The following is a 21,065-nucleotide window of genomic DNA, read 5'->3' on the forward strand; positions in this document are numbered from 1 at the left end:
TCGTTGTACGAAGGTGTCGTCCAGGACCTGATCGACGAGCTCGGCCGCCTGCCGGGCGTCGGTCCCAAGAGCGCGCAGCGCATCGCCTTCCACCTGCTCCAGGCCGAGCCCACCGACGTACGCCGCCTCGCCGACGTGCTGATCGAGGTGAAGGCCCGGGTGAAGTTCTGCTCGACCTGCTTCAACGTCAGCGAGGACGAGCAGTGCCGGATCTGCCGCGACGAGCGCCGTGACCCGAGCGTCCTGTGCGTCGTGGAGGAGTACAAGGACGTCGTCGCGATCGAGCGCACCCGCGAGTTCCGCGGCCGCTACCACGTCCTCGGCGGCGCCATCTCGCCGATCGACGGCATCGGCCCCGACCAGCTCCACGTCAAGGAGCTGATGCCGCGCCTGGCCGACGGCACGGTCACCGAGGTCATCCTCGCCACCGACCCCAACCTCGAGGGCGAGGCCACCGCGACCTATCTCACGCGCCTCCTCCTGCCCATGGGCTTGCGCGTGACCCGCTTGGCGAGTGGACTGCCTGTGGGCGGTGACCTCGAGTACGCCGACGAGGTCACGCTCGGACGAGCGTTCGCCGGAAGGAGATCAGCCGAATGACCGAGACCGACGAGAAGGTGTTCGGCGAGCAGATCGCCGACTCCGTGGAGAGCTTCCTGCTCGCACTGCGCGCCATCGCCCGTGAGGGCAACGGGGCGCAGGCGGTCTCGCTGCTGCTCCTCGAGATCAGCCAGGTCCTCCTGGCCGGCGCCCGGATGGGTGCCCAGACCGACTTCACCCCCCGCGAGGAGTTCCAGCCCGACGTGGGGCCCGAGGCCGACATCGACGACCTGCGGCTACGGCTGGCCGAGATGCTGGAGGGGGTCGACGACTACTCCTTCGTCTTCGACCCCTACATCCCGGAGGTGGTCGTCAGCCGGCTCTCCGACGACCTGGCCTCGATCGCCATCGACCTCGAGAACGGCCTGCGCCACTACCGCGCGGGCAACGTCGACGAGGCCCTGTGGTGGTGGCAGTTCTCCTACGTCAACAACTGGGGCAACCTGGCCGGCGCGGCGCTCAACGCTCTGCTGACGGTCGTCGCTCACGACCGGTTCGACACGGACTTCGAGGCCGACGCCGACGCGGTGGCCGTCGCGGATGAGATACTCGGGAGTGCCCCGGTCGTACGCCCGTAGAATCGGCGGTGGCCTGGCGGCAACGGCGCCGACGGCCACGCCAGAGCTCCGCGGCCGCTGAGGCCGCACACCGATCCCGAGGACCAACCGTGGGCATTGTCGTGCAGAAGTACGGCGGCTCCTCGCTCGCCGACGCCGACGCCATCAAGCGCGTCGCCCGGCGCATCGTGGACGTCAAGAAGGCCGGTCACGACGTCGTCGTGGCGGTGTCGGCCATGGGTGACACGACCGACGACCTGGAAGACCTCGCCAACGGCGTCTCGCCGCTGCCGCCGGCGCGGGAGATGGACATGCTGCTCACCGCGGGTGAGCGCATCTCGATGGCGCTGGTCGCCATGGCGATCAGCGACCTGGGCTACACCGCCCGCTCGTTCACCGGCTCGCAGGCCGGCGTGATCACCGACTCGGTCCACGGCAAGGCCAAGATCATCGACGTCACGCCGGGACGCATCACCCAGGCGATCGGCGAGGGCCACATCGTGATCGTGGCGGGGTTCCAGGGGGTGTCGGCCGACACCAAGGAGATCACCACGCTCGGCCGGGGCGGCACCGACACCACCGCGGTGGCGCTGGCGGCGGCCCTCGAGGCCGACGTGTGCGAGATCTACACCGACGTCGACGGGGTCTTCACCGCCGACCCGCGCATCGTGCCGAGCGCACGCAAGCTCAGCAAGGTCTCCTACGAGGAGATGCTCGAGCTGGCCGCGTGCGGCGCGAAGATCCTGCACCTGCGGTGCGTGGAGTACGGCCGCCGCTACGGCATCCCGATCCACGTCCGGTCGTCGTTCAGCCACCTCGAAGGCACCTGGGTCGTCAACGACCCGAAGCTCAACCCCGGCCCCGCCGGTCCCAGTGAGGGAGACACCATGGAACAGCCCATCATCGCCGGCGTGGCCCACGACCGCAGCGAGGCCAAGATCACCGTCGTCGGCGTGCCCGACAAGGTCGGCGAGGCCGCCCGCATCTTCGAGGCCCTGGCCGACGCACAGATCAACCTCGACATGATCGTGCAGAACATCTCGGCCGCGGCGACGAGCCTCACCGACATCTCCTTCACGCTGCCCCGCACCGACGGCCAGGTCGCGATGACCGCACTCGCCCGGATCCAGGCCGAGGTCGGCTACGACAAGCTGCTCTACGACGACCAGATCGGCAAGGTCTCGCTGATCGGCGCCGGCATGCGCTCGCACCCCGGCATCACCTCGAAGTTCTTCGCCGCGCTGGCCTCCGCCGGTGTGAACATCGGGATGATCTCCACCTCCGAGATCCGGATCTCGGTCATCGTGGACGAGAGCGCCGTCGACGACGCCGTGCGTGCCACGCACACGGCGTTCGACCTCGACGCCGACGAGGTGGAGGCCGTGGTCTACGGAGGCACCGGCCGATGAGCGAGAAGGTCAACATCGGGATTGTCGGTGCAACCGGACAGGTCGGCGTCGCGATGCGGCAGATCCTGCTCGAGCGCGGCTTTCCTGCCGACCAGGTCCGCTTCTTCGCCTCCTCGCGGTCGGCCGGCACGGTGCTGCCGTTCGGCGACCGCGAGATCACCGTCGAGGACGCCGAGACCGCCGACCCGGCGGGTCTCGACATCGCGCTGTTCTCCGCCGGCGCGACGACCTCCCGCGCGCTCGTGCCGACGTTCGTCGAGGCCGGCGTGATCGTGGTCGACAACTCCTCGGCCTTCCGCAAGGACCCGGAGATCCCGCTGGTGGTCTCCGAGGTCAACCCCGACGCGATGGCCGCCGTCATCGAGGCCGGGCGCGGCGTGATCGCGAACCCCAACTGCACCACCATGGCCGCGATGCCGGTCCTCAAGCCGCTGCACGACGAGGCCGGCCTGACCCGCCTCATCGTGTCGTCCTACCAGGCCGTCTCCGGCTCCGGCGTCGCCGGCGTCGACGAGCTCGCCAACGCCGTGGCCGCGGCCGGCGACAAGGCGCGCGAGCTGGCCTACGACGGCTCGGCGATCGCCTTCCCCGAGCCCGTGAAGTACGTCGAGCCGATCGCCTACAACGTCCTGCCGATGGCGGGTTCCGTCGTCGACGACGGCCTCAACGAGACCGACGAGGAGCAGAAGCTCCGCAACGAGTCGCGCAAGATCCTCGGCCTGCCCGGCCTGCTGGTCTCCGGCCTCTGCGTCCGCGTGCCGGTCTTCACCGGCCACTCGCTCGCGGTCAACGCCGAGTTCGAGCGGCCGATGACCCCGGCCCGTGCTCGCGAGATCCTCGGCTCGGCGGCAGGCGTGGAGCTCGACGAGGTGCCGACCCCGCTCAAGGCGGCCGGCAAGGATCCGTCGTACGTCGGCCGGCTCCGCCAGGACCCGGGCGTCCCCGACGACCGCGGCCTCGCGCTGTTCATCAGCAATGACAACCTGCGCAAGGGCGCCGCGCTCAACACCGTGCAGATCGCGGAGCTCATCGCCGCCGCGGGCTGACCTGCCGCTCCGTGCTCCAGCGATCCCCGGTCGACCGGGGATCGCTGAGGTTGTCGGCCCGTGCACGGCCTGACAACCTCAGGGAGAGCCTGACAACCCCCTCAGCGGACGTCGTACGACGCGCGCGCGGACGTGTCCGCCGTCGGGTCGTCGGCACCGACGGCGGTGGTGACCCTCCACGACGCGGCGTAGGAGATCGCGGACGCCACGGGGACGGCGACGAGCCCCCATCCCTCGTCGAGCGAGCCGAGCAGGAACACCAGCACCAGCACGGCCAGGATGCCGACGGCGAGGAGGCTCGTCGATCCGGCGTGCGGCACGCCGAGCACGCGGAGCAGGAGGCTTCCGGTCCAGGTCAGCACGACGAGGACGGCCAGCAGGACGAGCAGGCCGGGGCCGCCGCCGCACGCCGACGTGCCGCGTACGGCCTCGCAGCCGACCCCGGCCAGCCACGCCAGCAGCACGGCGAGCCCGCCGACCATCAGGCCGGTCAGGGACGCCGCGGGCAGACCGCGCACCGGCAGCGTCGGGAGCCCTCGGGGGCCGGGTGCGTCCTCGTCGTGGGCGGCCTTCCTCCTGCGCCGCAGCGCGAAGGGCGGCATCTCGAGCGGGGGACGGTCGTCGGCCATGAGCGGCACAGTGCCACATGACAGCAGCTGCCACATGACAGGAGCTCCCGGACCCACCGTGGGGTCCGGGAGCTCCGGTGGTCGGGCTGACAGGATTTGAACCTGCGGCCTCCTCGTCCCGAACGAGGCGCGCTACCAAGCTGCGCCACAGCCCGCCGCCCGGACCGATGATCCAGTCCGGGCAACGCGGGCGAGCATACCGGAGCGGTCGGGGGCTGCCGAAATCGCCCCGGCCAGATCGGGCCGGCCCGGATCGGCCCGGGCCGGCTCAGCCTCGCCTGGTGAAGGTGAGGTGGGTGACCCCGCTGGGCGACGACACCGACTCGATGTCGAAGGTGTCCTCCAGCGCCTCGAGGCCGTCCCACAACCGGGCGCCCCGGCCGAGCACGATCGGCACGACCACGAGGTGCAGGTGGTCGACGAGGTCCGCGGCCACGAAGTCGCGCACCACGCTCGCGCCGCCGCCGAGGCGTACGTCGAGGTCGCCGGCCGCCTCGCGCGCGACGGCGAGCGCGTCGGCGGGAGAGGCGTCGAGGAAGTGGAAGGTGGTCCCGCCCGCCATCTCGAGCGGCGGCCGGGGACGGTGGGTGAGGACGTATGTCGGCGTGTGGAAGGGTGGCTCCTCGCCCCACCAACCCCGCCAGTCGGGGTCGTCCTGCCACCCGGGCGGGCCGAACTTGTTCGCACCCATGATCTCCGCACCGATGCCCACCTCGTGGCGGGCTGCGAAGATCGCGTCGACGCCGCGTCGACCGGCCTCGGGGTCCCAGAAGCTGGTGGCGAACATCCACTCGTGCAGCCGTTCACCGGCGTGGCCGAACGGCGCCTCCAGGGACTGCGGCTCGCCGGAGCCGAAGCCGTCGAGGGAGATCGAGAAGTTGTGGACCCGGACGAGGGGCACGCGTGGCTCCTTCAGGAGAGGGGTGGGTGGTCGAGCACGGTGGGGACGTAGTCCAGGAGCTGGAGGCGACCGTCGAAGGTCCGGCTGTCGACGAGCTCGAGGAGGACGTCGGGATAGCCGTCGAAGACCCGGTCCCGCCCGGTGGCTCCGTTGATCACCGGGAAGACGACCAGCCGGAACCGGTCGACGAGTCCCGCGACGAGCAGCGAGCGGGCCAGCGTGAGGCTCCCGAGCGTGCGCAACGGCATCGGCCCGTCCTCCTTCAGGCCGCGGACGGCCTCGACGGGGTCGTCGGCCACCAGCCGGGTGTTCTCCCAGCCCAGGGGCTCGCGGAGGGTGGACGAGAAGACGACCTTGTCCATCGCCCCCAGCTGGGCGATGGCCTCGGGCTCCTCCTCCGCCATCCCGGACATCAGCCGGTAGGTGGTCGCCCCCATCAGCGTGGTGTGCTCCTCCTGCTCGCCGAGGAACGCGTAGTAGTCGGGACCGCCCATGCCCCAGAGGCCGGGCCAGCCGTCCGCGGCGGCACAGCCGTCGAGGGACACGATGAGGTCGACCATCAGCTCGGGCACGCCGGCACTCCCTTTCTCGGTGGTCCCACACCACCACAACCGGGCGCGGGTGGAAAGGTCCGGGCAAGAGCTCAGGAGGCGGGCACGAACGTCATCAGCGTGGCCTCGGGACGGCAGGCGACCCGGAAGCGGACGTACGGGTTGGTGCCGAGCCCGGCCGACACGTGGAGCCAGGACGTGCCGTGGTCGCCGGGAGCGGAGTCGGCGGGGTGGCGGTGCAGGCCGCGCGCCCGTGCGGGCTCGAGGTCGCAGTTCGTGGTGAGGGCCCGGCCGCCCGGGAGGCACACCTGGCCGCCGTGGGTGTGGCCGGCGATGATCGCGTCGTAGCCGTCGGCGGCGAACTGGTCGAGGACGCGGAGGTACGGCGCGTGCGCCACGGCCAGGCGCAGGTCGGCCGTCGGGTCGGCTGGTCCGGCGACGCGGTCCAGGTCGTCGTACGCGAGGTGCGGGTCGTCGACGCCGGCGAAGGCGATGGTGGTGTCGCGCACCGTCAGCGACCCGAAGCCGTTGGTCAGGTCGAGCCAGCCGGCCTCGGCGAAGCGTTCCTTGAGCCGTGGCCACGGCAGCTGGGGCGTCGAGGTGTTGCGCTTGCCCGTGTCAGGGAGCAGGTAGAGCAGCGGGTTGCGCATGCCGGGCGCGTAGTAGTCGTTGGACCCGAGCACGTAGACGCCCGGCACGTCGAGCAGCCCGCCGAGGGCGTCGGCGAGGACGGGCACGGCGCGCATGTGGGCGAGGTTGTCGCCGGTGTCGATCACCAGGTCGGGCTCGAGGTCGGCGAGTCCGCGGAGCCACTCCTGCTTGGCGCGCTGGTCGGGCGCCATGTGGATGTCACTGAGGTGCAGCACCTTCAGGGGAGCGTGGCCGGCGGGCAGCAGCGGCACGGTCACGCGGCGGAGGGTGTACTGCCGCGCCTCCCATGCGGCGTACGTCGCCAGGCCCACGCCGGCGAGCGTCCCGAGCCCGAGCGTGCGGCGTACGACGGGGAGGAGAGGCATTCGGCAAGGCTGCCACAATGGTGATCATGAGTGCTCTGAAGGACCGTCTCCGCGCCGACCTGACCACCGCCATCAAGGCGCGTGACGAGCTGCGCTCCTCGACCATCCGGATGGTGCTGACCGCGATCACCAACGCCGAGGTCGCCGGCAAGGAGGCCCGCGAGCTCTCCGACGACGACGTCATCGGCGTGCTGTCCACCGAGGCCAAGCGTCGCCGGGAGGCGTCCGTGGCGTTCCAGGAGGCGGGCCGCACGGAGATGGCGGCCAAGGAGGCAGCCGAGGGCGAGGTCATCGCCGACTACCTCCCCGCCCAGCTCAGCGACGCCGAGATCGCCGACCTGGTCGCCGCTGCCGTCGAGCGGACCGGCGCGGCCGGGGAGGGGATGCGCGCCATGGGCAAGGTGATGGGCGTCGTCACGCCCCAGGTCAAGGGTCGTGCCGACGGAGGCGCCGTCGCGGCCGAGGTGCGCAAGCAGCTGGCCTGACGCCCTCGAGGGGCCTCAGCGCCGGCCGCCGCCGTTGCCGCGACCCCGGCCGCCCCCGTTGCCGTTGTTGCCGTTGCCGCCGCCGTTGCCGCTGTTGTCCGCGGAGGGCGGCGGGGGCACGTAGCCGGTCGAGGTGTAGAGCGTCACGGTGTCGCCGCTGCTCAGCTGGGCGCCACCCTCGGGGGAGGTGTAGGCGACCAGTCCGGCGCCGGTCTCGGAGTTGACCTGGCCGCCGTCGGCGACGGTGAAACCGGCGGCCTGGAGCGCCGCGGTCGCGGCCTCGACGCTCTGGCCCGCGACGTCGGGCACCGTGCTGAGCACGCCGGCGATCTCGTCACCGGGCGGCGCCTGGAAGTCCTCGTAGGGCAGCTTGGCCGACGCCGCGGCCATCGCCTCGCCCCAGATCGGGCCCGCGACCGTTGAGCCGAACGCCTCGTAGATCGTGCTGCCGCCGACGACCTGGCCGTTGAGGGTCATCCACTCGCCGAACTCGTTGGCGCCGGCGACCATCGCCGCCGTGGCGAGCGTCGGGGTGTAGCCGACGAACCACACGGCCATGTTGCTGTTGTTGGTGCCGGTCTTGCCCGCCGAGGGCCTGTCGATGGCGATGTTCTGCCCGAACCCGCCGGGCTCCATGACGCCGCGCAGGATGTCGTTGACGGCGTCGGCGGTGGCCCCGGGCATGACCTGCTCGCACTGGCTGGCGAAGTCCTTGAGCGACGCGCCCGACGAGTCGAGCACCTGGGTGACCGGACGGGGGTCGCAGTGCAGGCCGCGGGCAGCGAAGGTGGCGTAGGCCTGCGCCATGGTCAGCGGGTCGGCGTCGGAGACGCCGAGGATCCACGACGGCACCTGCTGGGCCTTGGGCACCTTCACGCCCATCTTCTCGGCCAGCTCGAGCGGCTCGCACATGCCGGTGCGGGTCTCGAGCTGGGCGAAGAAGGTGTTCACCGACTGCTGGGTGCCGCTGTAGAGGTCGAACGTGCCGGAACCGGTGGAGTTCTCCGGGTCCCAGCCCTTCTGGTCGCCGGCGTAGGGGCCGTCGCACGTCTCGAAGTCCCAGTCGTCGAAGTGCATCGTCTGCGGCGCGCTGATGCTGGTGCTCAGCGGGATGCCCTGGTTGATGGCGGCGGCGAGGACGAAGAGCTTGAACGTCGAGCCGGCCTGGAAGCCGTTGGCGTCGCCGTACTTCTTCGGGACGGTGTAGTTCAGGTAGGTCTCGCCGCCCTGCTTGTCCTTGCCCATCGGGCGCGACTGGGCGAGCGCCCGGACGTCGCCGGTGCCGGGCTCGATCATCGCCAGGCCGCCGATGGCCTGGTCGGTCTGGTAGACGTGCGACGAAACGGAGTCGTCGGCGGCCTTCTGCATGTCGAGGTCGATCGTGGTGTTGATCGTCAGGCCGCCGTTGTTCAGCGTGCGGCGTCGCTCCTTGGGCGTGTCGCCGAGCACCGGGTCCTTGAGCAGCCAGTTGACGACGTAGTCGCAGAAGAACGGCGCCCGCGACTGCTGGCAGCCGTTGGGCGACGTCTCGATGTCGAGCGTCTTCGCCAGGGGCTTGCCCTTGAGCCGCTCGGCCTTCTTCTCGGTCAGGATGCCGAGCTGGGCCATCCGGTCGAGGACGACGTTGCGCCGGCCCTCGGCGCGCTCGGGGTTGTCGACGGGGTCGTAGCCGACGGGGTTCTTCACGAGGCCGGCAAGGGTCGCCGACTCGAGCAGGTTGAGGTCCTTGGCGTTCTTGGAGAAGAAGTGGCGCGCGGCCGACTGGACGCCGAAGGCACCGTCGCCGAAGTAGGCGATGTTGAGGTAGCGCTCGAGGATCCAGTCCTTGCTGTGGTTCTTCTCGAAGGCGATCGCGTAGCGGAGCTCGCGGATCTTGCGCGCGTAGGTCTCCTCGGTCGCCGCCTTGCGCTCCTCGTCCGTCTCCGCCTGGTAGAGCAGCGTCTGCTTGACCATCTGCTGGGTGATCGACGAGCCGCCCTGCACCGAGCCGCCGTTGGCCTGGTTGGTGACGAAGGCGCGGACCGTGCCCTTGAGGTCGAGGGCACCGTGCTCGTAGAAGCGGTAGTCCTCGATCGCGACGATCGCCTTGACCATGGGGCGCGAGATCGAGGCCAGCGGCACGTTGATGCGGTTCTGGTCGTAGAGCGAGGCGATCAGGTTGCCGTTGACGTCGTAGATGCGCGTCTTCTGCGACAGGTCCTTCGCCTCGAGCGACTCGGGGAGGTTGACCATGCCCTTGCTGACGTCCTTGGCCGCCACGCCGACCAGGCCCGCGAACGGGATGGCGAGGCAGGCGACGAGGACACCCATGACGACCGCGACGGCAGCCATCACCGCGAGGTGGGACGCCACGCGACCGGCGGGACGGCCCGGGGGGCGCCCGGAGGGCGAGGACGAGCGTGAGGACATGCGCACCAGAGTACGGGGCGGACGCCTATCACCCGGAATTCCAGCCGCGCAGCCGGATAGTCACATTGGACTATACGAATTGAGCCACACGGTGTCTGTCTGGACCGGGGGTGATTCGTTTACTTTTCACTCGGAGTCAGGGATGGCCGCTATGGGGGCGGCCGACCGGCTCGACAATCACCGTGGGGTTTTCTTATGTGGGTCGAGGACTGGGCAGCACGCGCCGCATGCAAGGGCGACACGCCGGACGCACTGTTCGTGCGTGGCGCGGAGCAGAACAAGGCCAAGCAGGTCTGCGCGGGATGCCCCGTGCGGACCGAGTGCCTCGCCGAGGCGCTGGACAACCAGATCGAGTGGGGCGTCTGGGGTGGGATGACCGAGCGTGAGCGCCGTGCGCTGCTCCGCCGTCGCCCCGGTTCGTCGTGGCGCACCATCCTCGAGACCGCCCGCACCAAGGTCGAGGCTCCTTCCGTCTCCGTCTGACGTGACGTGCGGCGCCATCCCTCGTGGAGGCGAGACGTGTTCAGTCTCGCCCCGCCAGGGAGTCGCCGATCGTCCGCAGGCCGTCGAGGTCGTGGACGTCGCTCGCCATCGCGGGCACGACCGCGGTCGGCACCGTCGGGTGGGACGCAGCGAAGCGCTCGCGCAGGTGCTGCTCGCGCTCGATGATGTGGACCCGGTCGGCGTGTAGCCGGAGCAGACCGGCGGTCAGTGACGAGGAGTCGCCCGCCTGCAGCCGGTCGGCGGCGGTGATCGCCGCCTCCGCCGACAGCTCGGTGCGTGCCGACGGGCTGGCCCGGTTGACGACCAGGCCCGCCAGCGGCATGTCGTCGTCGGTGAGCCGGTCGACGAAGTACGCCGCCTCGCGCAGCGCGTCCGGCTCCGGTGCGGCGACCACGACGAAGGCCGTGCCGTCGGCCTGGAGCAGCGCGAACGTCGTGTCCGCCCGCTGGCGGAAGCCGCCGAAGAGGGTGTCGAAGGCCGCGACGAACGTCTGCATGTCGCGCAGCACCTGCGCCCCGAGCACCTTGGTCAGGGCGTTCGTCACGACAGAGAAGCCGGCCGTCATCAGCTTGGCCGGGCCGCGGGCCGGGGCCAGCAGCAGCCGGATGAAACGACCGTCGAGGAAGCTGGACAGCCGCTCCGGGGCATCGAGGAAGTCGAGCGCCGAGCGTGAGGGCGGGGTGTCGACCACGATCAGGTCGTGGCTGCCGTCGGCCAGCGCCTGCCGGTGCAGCTGGCCCAGCTTCTCCATCGCCATGTACTCCTGGGTGCCCGCGAACGAGCTCGACAGCGCGACGTAGAACGGGTTCTCCAGGATCTGCCTGGCCTTCTCCGGGCTGGCCTGCGACTCGACCACCTCGTCGAAGGTGCGCTTCATGTCGAGCATCATCGCGTCGAGCGACCCGCCCGCGGCAGCGTCGACGGCGGCGACCGGGCGCGGGGTGTTGTCGAGCTGCCCGATGCCCATCGACTGCGCGAGCCGGCGCGCCGGGTCGATGGTCAGCACGACCACCTTGCGTCCCCGCTCGGCGGCGCGCAGCGCGAGCGCGGCGGCCGTCGTGGTCTTGCCGACACCGCCTGCCCCGCAGCACACGATGATCTCGGTGGTCCGGTCGTCGAGCAGTGCGTCGACGTCCAGCACGGGTGGGGTGGTCTTCATTCGGGGCCCCTGCGGCGTTGTCCGGGGGAGCGGAGCGGAGGAGGAGAACGTCGTGGGGTGAGTTTCATGCCATCCCCTGGTGGCGCAGCAGCTGGGCCAGCTCGACGAGCGCCCCCTGGTCGATGCCGCTCGCGAGGCGCGGCAGCTCGTAGGTGGGCACGCGCTCGGCCGCGACGAGCTCGCGCTGCTCGTCCTCGAGGTGACGTCGTACGGCGTGGTCGCGCGCCTCGGCGACGAGCGACCGCACGAGGTCGGCGTCGACGTCGACCCGGGCCCGGGTCAGCTCCGAGGTCACCGCGGTCGGGTCGACGGTGTCGTCGCGCACCTGCGCCAGCGCGCTCGGGCTGAGGGCCTGCGGTCGCACCAGGTTGACCACGACGCCACCGACGGGCAGGTCCGCCGCGCGGAGCTCGGCGATGCCGTCCGACGTCTCCTGGACGGGCATCTCCTCCAGGATCGTGACGAGGTGCACGGCCGTGCGCGATGAGCGCAGCAGCTCCATCACCTTGTCGGCCTGGGTCTTGATGGGGCCCACCTTGGCGAGGCCGGCCAGCTCGGAGTTCACGCCGAGGAACTGGCAGATGCGGCCGGTGGGTGGCGCGTCGAGCACCACGGCGTCGTACGTGATCTGGTCCTTGTGCCGACCGCCGCGGGGCCGCTGCACCGCCTCGTAGACCTTGCCGGTGAGGAGCACGTCGCGCACGCCGGGCGCGATGGTGGTGGCGAAGTCGATGACGCCGAAGCGGTCGAGCGCCTTCCCGGCGCGCCCGAGCTTGTAGTACATCGAGAGGTACTCCAGCAGCGCCGACTCGGGATCGATGTGGAGCGCGTGGACCTGGCCGGCGCGTCCGTCCTGGTCGGGCGCGCCCTTGGCGATGCGACGCTCGTCGTAGGGGAGCGGGTCGACGTCGAACATGCGGGCGATGCCTTGGCGGCCCTCGACCTCGCAGAGGAGCACGTTCCGACCGGACGTGGCCAGCGCCAGGGCCAGCGCCGCCGCGACCGTCGACTTCCCGGTGCCGCCCTTGCCGGTGACGACGTGCAGGCGCACCTTCGGCCAGTCGTGGGGACGATCGGCGCTGGCGGTCACGAGCCGAGGATAGCCACCCGGGATCGGCAAGTTCCGCGCGCTTCTACGCGTCAACGTGCGTCTTTGTGTCCACGGCGTCCGTCTTTTGCTTGACCGCCAAACAAAAGTCTGGGAGCGTCCGAGAAGCACGGTGACCGAGGTCACACGCGCGTCCGCATCGGCTCGTACCGCCGCACCCGCCACACCCCGCCAACTTGGAGGCACTGGGATGTCCACCACCACCTCGCGACGACCGATCGCCCGGCGATCCACCGTCGGCACCGCGCTGACCGCCGTGGTCGCGCTCGTCGGCAGCGTGCTGCTCGGCGTCGCCACCGCCCTGCCCGCCCAGGCCCACGAGGGCCACGGGCACGTGCTCATCTTCACCGAGGACGCCGCGGGCGACTGGCACGACGCGGCCATCGCGCAGGCGACGCCGAAGGTGAAGACGGCCCTTGAGGCGGCGGGCATGACCGTGTCGGTCGTGCACAAGGAGACGGCCGGCGGCTCCGAGGCGGTGTTCACCGACGAGGGCCTCGCGCCGTTCGACGCGATCCTCGTCTTCCAGGCCAACGGCGACCCGTGGAACGCCTCCGAGAAGGCGGCGCTGGAGCGGTGGCAGGCGCAGGGCAACGGCATCGCGGCGGTGCACAACGCCCTGGACATGCGCGGCAACTACCCGTGGTGGGACAACATGGTCGGCTCGCTGATGCCCGGCCACGCGCCCACCGGCACCGACCCCGGCCCGTCCGGCGTCGTACGCAACGAGGACACCACCCACCCGTCCACCAAGCACTTCACGGGCACCGAGGACGTGACCCGCTGGACCCGCAACGACGAGTGGTACAACTTCAGCAACAACGTGCGTGGCACCGCCCACGTGCTCCAGTCCATGGACGAGTCCACCTACTCCGGCGGCAACATGGGCTACGACCACCCGATCACCTGGTGCAAGCCCTACGAGGGTGGCCGCTTCTGGGGCACCGCGCTCGGTCACTTCCCCTCGCACTACGACGAGCCGGACTTCATGACCGAGCTCGTGGGCGGCGTGAAGTACGTCGCCGGCCTCGAGGAGGGCGACTGCGGCGGCACCGTGTGGAGCAACTTCGAGCGCATCCCGCTCGACCAGAACACCTCCGCGCCCTTCGCGATCGACGTCGCCGAGGACGGCAAGGTCTTCTACACCGAGCTCGTCCGCGGTCAGCTGCGGATGTACGACCCGAAGTCGCAGGCCGTGACCACGGTCCTGACCCTGCCCGTCTACTCGGACGGTGAGGACGGCCTGCTCGGCGTCGCGCTCGACCCGGACTTCACGACGAACGGCCACATCTTCCTCTACCGGTCGGCGCAGTCGCCCAACAACTCCCTGCCGGAGAACTTCTGGTCGACCGTCTCCCGCTTCACCTTCGCCAACGGGGTGGTCGACCCCGCGTCGGAGAAGGTGATCATCAAGATCCCCGCCCGACGCCTTCCCGACGAGCCCGGCCACACCGGTGGCGGCCTGGACATCGACGACCAGGGCAACCTGTTCATCGGCGTCGGCGACGACGTCAACCCGCACTCCGAGCCGTCCGGTGGCTACGCCCCGCTGTCCGAGCGCGCCGGCACCTTCCACGACGCCCGCGAGACCTCGGCCAACACCAACGACCTGCGCGGCAAGATCCTGCGCATCAACCCCGTCGACCAGCCGGGCGAGCCGGGCGTCGGCTCGAGCTACACGATCCCCGAGGGCAACCTGTTCCCCGAGTCCGAGGACGCCGGGCGCGACAAGACCCTGCCCGAGATCTACGCGATGGGCTTCCGCAACCCGTTCCGGTTCTCCATCGACAACGAGACCGGCTGGCTGAGCATGGCCGACTACTCGCCGGACAACGGCACCGACGCCCCCGCCACGCGCGGTCCCGCCGGCATCGCCGAGTGGAACCTGATCAAGAGCGCGGGCAACTACGGCTGGCCGCTCTGCATGGGCGGCAACCACCTGGGCCAGAACCCCAACGGCGAGCCTTTCCGCGACGTCGACTACGGCACCACGACGCCGCTGAACCCACCGGTCGTCGGCGCCTACTTCGACTGCGCCAACCCGGTCAACGACTCCTCGCGCAACACCGGCCTCACGAACCTGCCGCCGGCCCGCGCCGCGGACATGTACTACGGCTACCGCCGCTCGTCGGTCGGTGCCATCCCGCAGGGCGGCGGCCTCGCTCCCATGGGCGGCCCCGTCTACCGCTTCGACGAGGAGCTGGAGTCGGACACCAAGTTCCCGAAGTCGTACGACGGCAAGCCGTTCTTCTACGACTGGGCGCGCAACAAGATGTACAACATCCAGCTGAAGAACCCCGCCGCGGCTCAGGGCACCCAGGTGGAGAAGGTCAACCCGTTCCTCCCGGACGTGCCGTTCCTGGCGCCGATCGACTCGAAGTTCGGTCCTGACGGATCGATGTACGTCCTGGACTGGGGCGGCGGCTACGGCCGTGACAACCCGACGTCGGGTCTCTACCGCATCGACTACATCAGCGGCTCCCGCTCGCCGGTGGCCCGCATCGCCGCAGCGCCCGACTCGGGCCAGGCGCCCCTCGAGGTGACCTTCGACGGCAGCGGCTCGACCGACCCCGAGGAGGAGGAGCTCACCTACGAGTGGGACTTCGACGCCGACGGCACCACGGACGCCACCGGCGTCAGGGCCGCCCACACCTACGAGGAGGAGGGCGTCTTCAACGCCCGCCTCACCGTCACCGACCCGGCCGGCAAGGCCGGTACGACGACGGTGCCGATCACGGTCGGCAACACGCGGCCCGTGGTGGACCTCGAGACCCCGCCCGACGGCTCCTTCTTCGACTTCGGCGACACCATCAGCTGGAACGTGGAGGTGACCGACCCCGAGGAGGGTGACGGCGTCGACCCGCAGTCCGTCGAGGTGCAGCCCGCGCTCGGCCACGACGACCACGCACACCCGCTGACCGCCTCGCGCGGCCTCACGGGGAGCACCACCACGAGCGTCGGCGGCCACGCGGCCGACGAGAACATCTTCTACGCCGTGGATGCCCGCTACACCGACACGGGAGGCGCCGACGGCGACGACCCGCTGATGGGCTCCGACACCGCGGTCATCTTCCCGAAGCTGCGCCAGGCCGAGTGGTTCGACGCCAAGTCCGACACCGCGACCCTGGCGCCGGGACGCGACGCGGCCGGAGGCGGCCAGGTGGTGGTCGGCAAGGGCGACGCCTGGCTCCGGTTCGAGCCGGTGAACTTCCACCAGATCGACACCTTCAAGCTCCGGGTCCAGGCCAACGCCGCCGGCGGCACCATCGAGCTGCGCAAGGACAGCCCGACCGGTGAGGTCGTCGGGACGGCAGCGGTCCCCGCGACCGGCCTGCAGTACCGCGACGTCGCAGTCGACGTGAGCGAGCTCGGCAACGAGACGATGGACCTCCACCTGGTCTTCACCGGGGCGAGCGACATCAAGCTCAACTTCTTCGAGGCCGTCGGCCAGGGCGTCTCGCCCGAGGCCAAGCCGATCGTCACGATCACCGGGCCGGCCGACGGCGACAAGCTCGACCCCGGTGCGCAGGTGACGGTGGCCGCCGAGGCGACCGACGCCGACGGTTCCATCGCCAAGGTCGAGTTCTTCGCCGGCGACACCAAGATCGGCGAGGACGCCACCGCGCCCTACACCGCCGACTGGACCACGCCGGACGACGAGGGCCTCCACGAGCTCACCGCGAAGGCGACCGACGACGACGGCAACGTCACCACCTCACGGCTGGTGCAGGTGCAGGTCGGCGAGCTCTTCGGCGACCTGGTCCCGTTCACCAACGTCAACGGCGAGTTCGAGCGCCTCGGTGCCGGACAGTTCCGCATCTCCGGTGCGGGCGCCAACGCCTGGCAGGGCGTCGACCAGTACACGACGCTCTACCAGCCGGCCGCGGGTGACGAGGAGTACGACGCCATCGTGCGCGTCGACGCCAGCACCCTGGTGAACAACTCGGGCAAGGCCGGTCTGATCATCCGCAACGACATGACGCAGCCCGGCACCTCGCCCGGCTACGCCATGCTCGCGTGGCGACGTGCCGCCGGGATGGAGTTCCTCACCGACCCCGACGGCAACGGCCAGCTCAACGCATCCATCGCCGGCGGCACCAGCACCGTCCCGAAGTGGCTCAAGCTCAGCCGCCGCGGCGACCAGGTGTCGGCGTACTGGTCCAACAACGGCAACACGTGGACCCAGATCGGGACCGCCGCGACCCTCGCCGGCATCGCCGACACCCAGGACGCCGGCTTCTTCATCATGGCCCACGAGTCCGGGGTGCGGACGGCCGACTTCTCGCAGTTCGCGATCGACAGCGACCCGCAGGAGCCGGAGCCCGAGCCGGAGACGCCGAGCGACCCGCTGACCTGCGTCACCGGTCCCGTCTCGGACGAGTTCGACTCCCCGGCACTGCTGCCCAAGTGGGCCATGCGCCACGCACCCGGTGCACCGATCACCCAGGCCGGCGGCACCCTTCGCCTGCCCGTCACGACCGGTGACATCAACGAGGCGAGCACCGGACCGGTGAGCTTCGCCGGCCAGCCCGTGCCCACCGGCAACTGGACGGCCACCACGAAGATCACCCTGGACCACAGCGCACACTGGCAGTGGGCCGGCCTGGTCGTGCACCAGTCGGACAACGAGTACAACAAGATCGGGTTCGTGCGTCGTGACAACGGCACGCGGTTCGTGGAGTTCCAGACCGAGACGGGCGGCAACCGCACCACCCCCGCCGCACCGACGCTCCCGGCGGACTTCCCGACCACGATCCACCTGAGGCTGACCAACACGGGCGGCACGCTCACCGGTGCCTACTCCGCGGACGGCACGGCGTGGACCGCGCTGGCCGGGTCGCTCGCCCTCAAGACCGGGACGGGCACGAAGATCGGCCTGATGGCGGCCGGCGACCTGGGCACCACTCCCCGAGTGGCGCAGGTCGACTACCTCCGGGTGACCCCGGACGCCACGGCCCCGGCCGTCGCGGCCGACGACGAGTTCGACGGCACCGCGCTCGACGGGTGCCGCTGGGCGGAGTCGGTGCGCTACAACTCGCACAAGGAGTCGGTGGCCGGCGGTCACCTCACGATCGAGACGGAGCCGGGCGACATCAACGGCGCCAACCCGATCCAGCCGCGCAACTTCATCCTGCAGGACGCGCCCGCGGGTGACTGGGTGGCCGAGACCAAGCTCAAGGCGCCGCTCAAGCACCAGTGGCAGCTGGCCGGACTGCTGATGTACGGCAACGACGACAACTACGCCAAGGCAGACGTCGTCGCCTACAACGCGCCCGGAAGCCCCCTCGACCTGCGAGCCGAGCTGGCCGCGGAGAAGGGCGGCAGCGGCGTCGCCGGCGGCGACCAGATCGACATCGCCAACACCACCGAGAGCGGTTACTGGTGGGTGCAGGTGACCAAGGTCGGCACGACCTACACCGCAGCGGTCAAGTCGACGGCGGGTGCCTCCTGGACGCCGATCGGCAACGGCATCACCTACGACGGACCGCTCAACTCGCTCGGCCTGATGGCGATCGGTCCGAACCAGGAGGAGCCCGTCACGGTGGAGTTCGACTACTTCCACCTCGACGCCGAGGAGGAGCCGCCGGCCGACGAGGAGGCGCCCACAACGAGCATCACGTGGGTCCCGGGCACGGCCGACGGGGAGGAGGGCTGGTACGTCACCGGCCCGAGCTTCACGCTGGCCGCGGAGGACGACGGCTCGGGTGTCGCGTCGACCGAGTACCGGATCAACGACGGCGCGTGGACGGCGTACGCCGGCGCGGTGCCGGTGCCCGACGGTGAGCACACCGTCGAGTTCCGCTCCACCGACGAGGCCGGCAACGTCGAGGAGGTGAAGTCGTCCGAGGTGAAGGTCGACACCGTCGCCCCAGCGACGGGGGCGACCCAGGAGAAGGCCGACAACGGGGTGGAGGTCGTGCTCAGCCCGACCGACGCCACGTCGGGCGTCGCCTCGACCGAGTACCGGGTCGACGGCGGGTCCTGGACCGACTACACCGGCCCGGTCGTCGTGACCGGCCCCGGTGACCACACGGTCCGCTTCCGCTCCACCGACGTCGCCGGCAACGTGGAGGAGGAGCAGTCCCTCACCGTCGACGGACCGCCCGCCGACACGACCGCTCCGGTGACCACCCTGCGGACCGACCCGGGCTCGCCCGACGGCAGCGCCGGCTGGTTCACCACGGCTCCGAAGGTCACACTCTCGGCGACCGACGCCGGCTCCGGCGTGGCACGCACCGAGTACCGCATCGGCAACGGCGCGTGGACGGCGTACACCGCTCCGTTCACGGTCACCGCGCAGGGCCGCCATGTCCTCGAGGTGCGGTCGGTCGACGAGGCCGGCAACATCGAGACGGCGCAGTCGAAGGTCATCGCGGTCGACACCGGTGAGCCGGAGGTCGCGATCGCCGGGATCCGGGCACGCACCTACCCGAGCCACCAGGCGACGGACGTGGCGTGGACGGCGACGGACGCGACGTCGGGGGTCCGAAGCGTGCGGGCGGTGCTCGACGGGGAGACCGTCGAGGCGGGCGCGTGGCAGATGTGGACGCTGTCCACGGGCCGCCACGTCCTCACGGTCACGGCGACGGACGGTGCCGGCAACACCAGCTCGCGCACGGTGGTCTTCACCGTGCAGGCGACCGGGAGGTCGCTGAAGAACGTGGTGAAGACCGTGGCCTCCGACGGAGAGATCGGTCCCAGGCTCGCCAACAAGCTGCTGCAGGCCGACAAGGACGCCCGCAAGGCCGAGAGGTCGGGCGACCGGAAGGCAGCGACGAAGGAGCTGAAGGAGCTGCGCAAGCTGGTCCGCACCAAGGTCGAGGGGGAGCTCCGCGCCGCCCTGCTCGCCCAGGTGAAGGAGCGCCTGGCCAGGCGATGACGTCGCAGGTCCGGCACTGAGACTGGCCGGGTCCGGGGAGGGTGCCTCTTCCCCGGGCCCGGCTTTCCATGTCCTCCGAGCCCGCTGGCACACCCGCTCCGGGACACATCCGCCCGGCCGCACTGTGGTGCCCGCCCACACGGTGGCGGCGGTCACACCCCCGCTAGGGTCTCGGGCATGGACAAAGTGGTCTCTTCCGCGGCCGAGGCGGTCGCCGACATCCCGGACGGCGCGAGGCTCGCGGTCGGCGGGTTCGGCCTCTCCGGCATCCCCTCGGTGCTCATCGACGCGATCCTCGAGGCGGGCACGGCCGACCTCGAGGCGGTCTCCAACAACTGCGGCGTGGACGAGTGGGGCCTGGGTCGGCTGCTCTTCGCCAAGCGGATCCGGCGGATGATCTCCTCCTACGTCGGGGAGAACAAGGAGTTCGCCCGGCAGTACCTCTCCGGTGAGCTCGAGGTCGAGCTCACCCCGCAGGGCACGCTCGCCGAGCGGATGCGCGCCGGCGGCTCGGGCATCCCGGGCTTCTACACCGCGACGGGTGTCGGCACCCAGGTCGCCGAGGGCGGCCTGCCGTGGAAGTACGACGACGCGGGCAACGTCATCGTGTCGTCGCCGCCGAAGGAGACGAAGGTGTTCTCCACCGCGGAGGGAGACAAGGAGTACGTCCTGGAGGAGGCGATCGTCGCCGACTACGGCCTGGTGCGCGCCTGGAAGGGCGACCGGCACGGCAACCTGGTCTACCGGCAGTCCGCGCGCAACTTCAACCCGCTGGCCGCGATGTGCGGCCGGGTCACGATCGCGGAGGTCGAGGAGCTCGTCGAGCCCGGCGAGCTCGACCCGAACGACGTCCACACCCCCGGTGTCTACGTGCAGCGGGTCGTGCAGCTGACTGCGGAGCAGGCGGCGGACAAGAAGATCGAGAAGGTCACCACGCGACCTCGTCCTCAGAGGCCCGACGCTCCCGCAGATGCATCGGGGGACGCGCTGGTGGACGACGCGGCGACGCACGGACTCGGAGGCTGACATGAGCTGGACGCGTGAGCAGATGGCGGCCCGGGCCGCCTCGGAGCTGCAGGACGGCTCCTACGTGAACCTCGGCATCGGGCTGCCGACCCTGGTGCCCAACTACGTCGGCGACGACGTCGAGCTGGTGCTGCAGTCGGAGAACGGCATCCTCGGCGTGGGGGCGTACCCGTTCGAGGGCGAGGAGGACCCCGACCTGATCAACGCGGGCAAGGAGACGGTGACCCTGCGCAAGGGGGCGTCGTTCTTCGACTCCGCGCAGTCGTTCGGGATGATCCGCGGCGGCAAGATCGACGCCGCGATCCTCGGTGCCATGCAGGTGTCCGCGGTCGGTGACATCGCCAACTGGATGATCCCCGGCAAGATGGTCAAGGGCATGGGTGGCGCGATGGACCTCGTCCACGGCGCCAAGCGGGTGATCGTGCTGATGGAGCACACCGCCAAGGACGGGTCGCTGAAGATCCTCGACGAGTGCGACCTGCCCTACACCGGCAAGCGTGTGGTGCAGCGGATCATCACCGACCTCGCGGTCATCGACGTGATCGACCCGACGACCGGTGAGGTCGCCCCGTCCGGCACCCTCGGCGACCGGGCACTCAAGCTCGTCGAGCTCGCCCCGGGGGTCACCGAGGACGAGGTGCGGGAGAAGACCCAGCCGCCGCTCGTCTGAGCGACGGCGCCGTCGCGGCGGCCGGGTCACGGAACCGCAACGATCGGACTTCTCAGGATGCAGGTGGTGAACCGTTCACCAGTCCCTCAGACGCGCTTGATGGAGTCCTCCTCGG

The 21,065-nt window shown here is 70.6% G+C and carries 16 protein-coding genes and 1 tRNA gene; 9 read left to right on the plus strand and 8 right to left on the minus strand.

Annotated features, from left to right (window positions below):
• Window positions 1-3 precede the first annotated feature (3 nt).
• The 4 genes from recR to ACFQW6_RS14810 all read left to right on the plus strand — a co-directional run bounded on the left by recR (window position 4) and on the right by ACFQW6_RS14810 (window position 3,612).
• Window positions 4-600, plus strand: coding sequence for a recombination mediator RecR (gene recR, locus ACFQW6_RS14795; protein ID WP_191194126.1), 597 nt, complete (start codon window positions 4-6; stop codon window positions 598-600).
• Window positions 597-1,178 carry a DUF5063 domain-containing protein gene (locus tag ACFQW6_RS14800; RefSeq protein WP_378546633.1) on the plus strand — a complete coding sequence of 194 codons (582 nt, stop codon included), beginning with the start codon at window positions 597-599 and terminating at the stop codon, window positions 1,176-1,178. The genes recR and ACFQW6_RS14800 overlap by 4 nt, the downstream gene beginning before the upstream one ends.
• A gap of 89 nt (window positions 1,179-1,267) precedes the next feature.
• A complete protein-coding gene (locus tag ACFQW6_RS14805; protein WP_378546636.1) occupies window positions 1,268-2,566 on the plus strand; it encodes an aspartate kinase in 1,299 nt (432 codons plus the stop codon).
• Window positions 2,563-3,612 carry an aspartate-semialdehyde dehydrogenase gene (locus tag ACFQW6_RS14810; RefSeq protein WP_378546639.1) on the plus strand — a complete coding sequence of 350 codons (1,050 nt, stop codon included), beginning with the start codon at window positions 2,563-2,565 and terminating at the stop codon, window positions 3,610-3,612. The genes ACFQW6_RS14805 and ACFQW6_RS14810 overlap by 4 nt, the downstream gene beginning before the upstream one ends.
• Before the next feature lie 101 nt (window positions 3,613-3,713).
• Here the strand turns inward: ACFQW6_RS14810 and ACFQW6_RS14815 are convergent, their stop codons facing one another.
• The 5 genes from ACFQW6_RS14815 to ACFQW6_RS14835 form a co-directional block, all read right to left on the minus strand.
• Window positions 3,714-4,241 (minus strand): hypothetical protein, encoded by a 528-nt coding sequence (locus ACFQW6_RS14815; RefSeq protein WP_378546642.1) that lies wholly within the window; start codon window positions 4,239-4,241, stop codon window positions 3,714-3,716.
• Between the two features lie 78 nt (window positions 4,242-4,319).
• Window positions 4,320-4,396 (minus strand) — tRNA-Pro (locus tag ACFQW6_RS14820).
• Window positions 4,397-4,509: 113 nt separating this feature from the next.
• A complete protein-coding gene (locus ACFQW6_RS14825) occupies window positions 4,510-5,142 on the minus strand; it encodes a dihydrofolate reductase family protein (protein WP_378546644.1) in 633 nt (210 codons plus the stop codon).
• An 11-nt stretch (window positions 5,143-5,153) separates the two neighbouring features.
• Window positions 5,154-5,714 carry a dihydrofolate reductase family protein gene (locus tag ACFQW6_RS14830; protein WP_378546647.1) on the minus strand — a complete coding sequence of 187 codons (561 nt, stop codon included), beginning with the start codon at window positions 5,712-5,714 and terminating at the stop codon, window positions 5,154-5,156.
• A 71-nt stretch (window positions 5,715-5,785) separates the two neighbouring features.
• The gene (locus tag ACFQW6_RS14835) at window positions 5,786-6,709 is read right to left on the minus strand and encodes a metallophosphoesterase (protein WP_378546650.1); all 924 of its coding nucleotides are present in this window, start codon (window positions 6,707-6,709) and stop codon (window positions 5,786-5,788) included.
• Window positions 6,710-6,735: 26 nt separating this feature from the next.
• Here ACFQW6_RS14835 and ACFQW6_RS14840 point away from each other — a divergent pair, with 26 nt between their 5' ends.
• Window positions 6,736-7,194 (plus strand): GatB/YqeY domain-containing protein, encoded by a 459-nt coding sequence (locus tag ACFQW6_RS14840; protein WP_378546653.1) that lies wholly within the window; start codon window positions 6,736-6,738, stop codon window positions 7,192-7,194.
• A 15-nt stretch (window positions 7,195-7,209) separates the two neighbouring features.
• On the opposite strand, the gene ACFQW6_RS14845 is transcribed toward ACFQW6_RS14840, so the two are convergent.
• Window positions 7,210-9,603 carry a transglycosylase domain-containing protein gene (locus ACFQW6_RS14845; RefSeq protein WP_378546656.1) on the minus strand — a complete coding sequence of 798 codons (2,394 nt, stop codon included), beginning with the start codon at window positions 9,601-9,603 and terminating at the stop codon, window positions 7,210-7,212.
• 195 nt (window positions 9,604-9,798) lie between these two features.
• Between ACFQW6_RS14845 and ACFQW6_RS14850 the strand changes: the two genes are divergently transcribed.
• Entirely contained in the window at window positions 9,799-10,086 is a 288-nt protein-coding gene (locus ACFQW6_RS14850; protein WP_191194136.1) for a WhiB family transcriptional regulator, read from the plus strand.
• 40 nt (window positions 10,087-10,126) lie between these two features.
• On the opposite strand, the gene ACFQW6_RS14855 is transcribed toward ACFQW6_RS14850, so the two are convergent.
• Both ACFQW6_RS14855 and ACFQW6_RS14860 read right to left on the minus strand, forming a co-directional pair.
• Complete coding sequence (locus ACFQW6_RS14855; protein ID WP_378546659.1) at window positions 10,127-11,266, minus strand: ArsA family ATPase; 1,140 nt, start codon at window positions 11,264-11,266, stop codon at window positions 10,127-10,129.
• A gap of 64 nt (window positions 11,267-11,330) precedes the next feature.
• Window positions 11,331-12,356 (minus strand): ArsA-related P-loop ATPase, encoded by a 1,026-nt coding sequence (locus ACFQW6_RS14860; protein ID WP_378546662.1) that lies wholly within the window; start codon window positions 12,354-12,356, stop codon window positions 11,331-11,333.
• A gap of 208 nt (window positions 12,357-12,564) precedes the next feature.
• On the opposite strand from ACFQW6_RS14860, the gene ACFQW6_RS14865 reads away from it, so the two are divergent.
• The 3 genes from ACFQW6_RS14865 (at window position 12,565) to ACFQW6_RS14875 (ending at window position 20,950) form a co-directional block, all read left to right on the plus strand.
• Window positions 12,565-19,254: an OmpL47-type beta-barrel domain-containing protein gene (locus ACFQW6_RS14865; RefSeq protein ID WP_378546665.1), complete on the plus strand. Its 6,690-nt coding sequence runs from the start codon at window positions 12,565-12,567 to the stop codon at window positions 19,252-19,254.
• A 177-nt stretch (window positions 19,255-19,431) separates the two neighbouring features.
• On the plus strand, window positions 19,432-20,280 hold the full coding sequence (locus ACFQW6_RS14870; RefSeq protein ID WP_378546668.1) for a CoA transferase subunit A: 849 nt from the start codon (window positions 19,432-19,434) through the stop codon (window positions 20,278-20,280).
• A 1-nt stretch (window position 20,281) separates the two neighbouring features.
• Window positions 20,282-20,950, plus strand: a complete 669-nt coding sequence (locus tag ACFQW6_RS14875) for a 3-oxoacid CoA-transferase subunit B (protein ID WP_378546671.1) — start codon at window positions 20,282-20,284, stop codon at window positions 20,948-20,950.
• The last annotated feature ends 115 nt before the right edge of the window (window positions 20,951-21,065 follow it).

The organism is Nocardioides sp. GCM10028917 (genome assembly GCF_042666175.1).
GTDB lineage: Bacteria > Actinomycetota > Actinomycetes > Propionibacteriales > Nocardioidaceae > Nocardioides.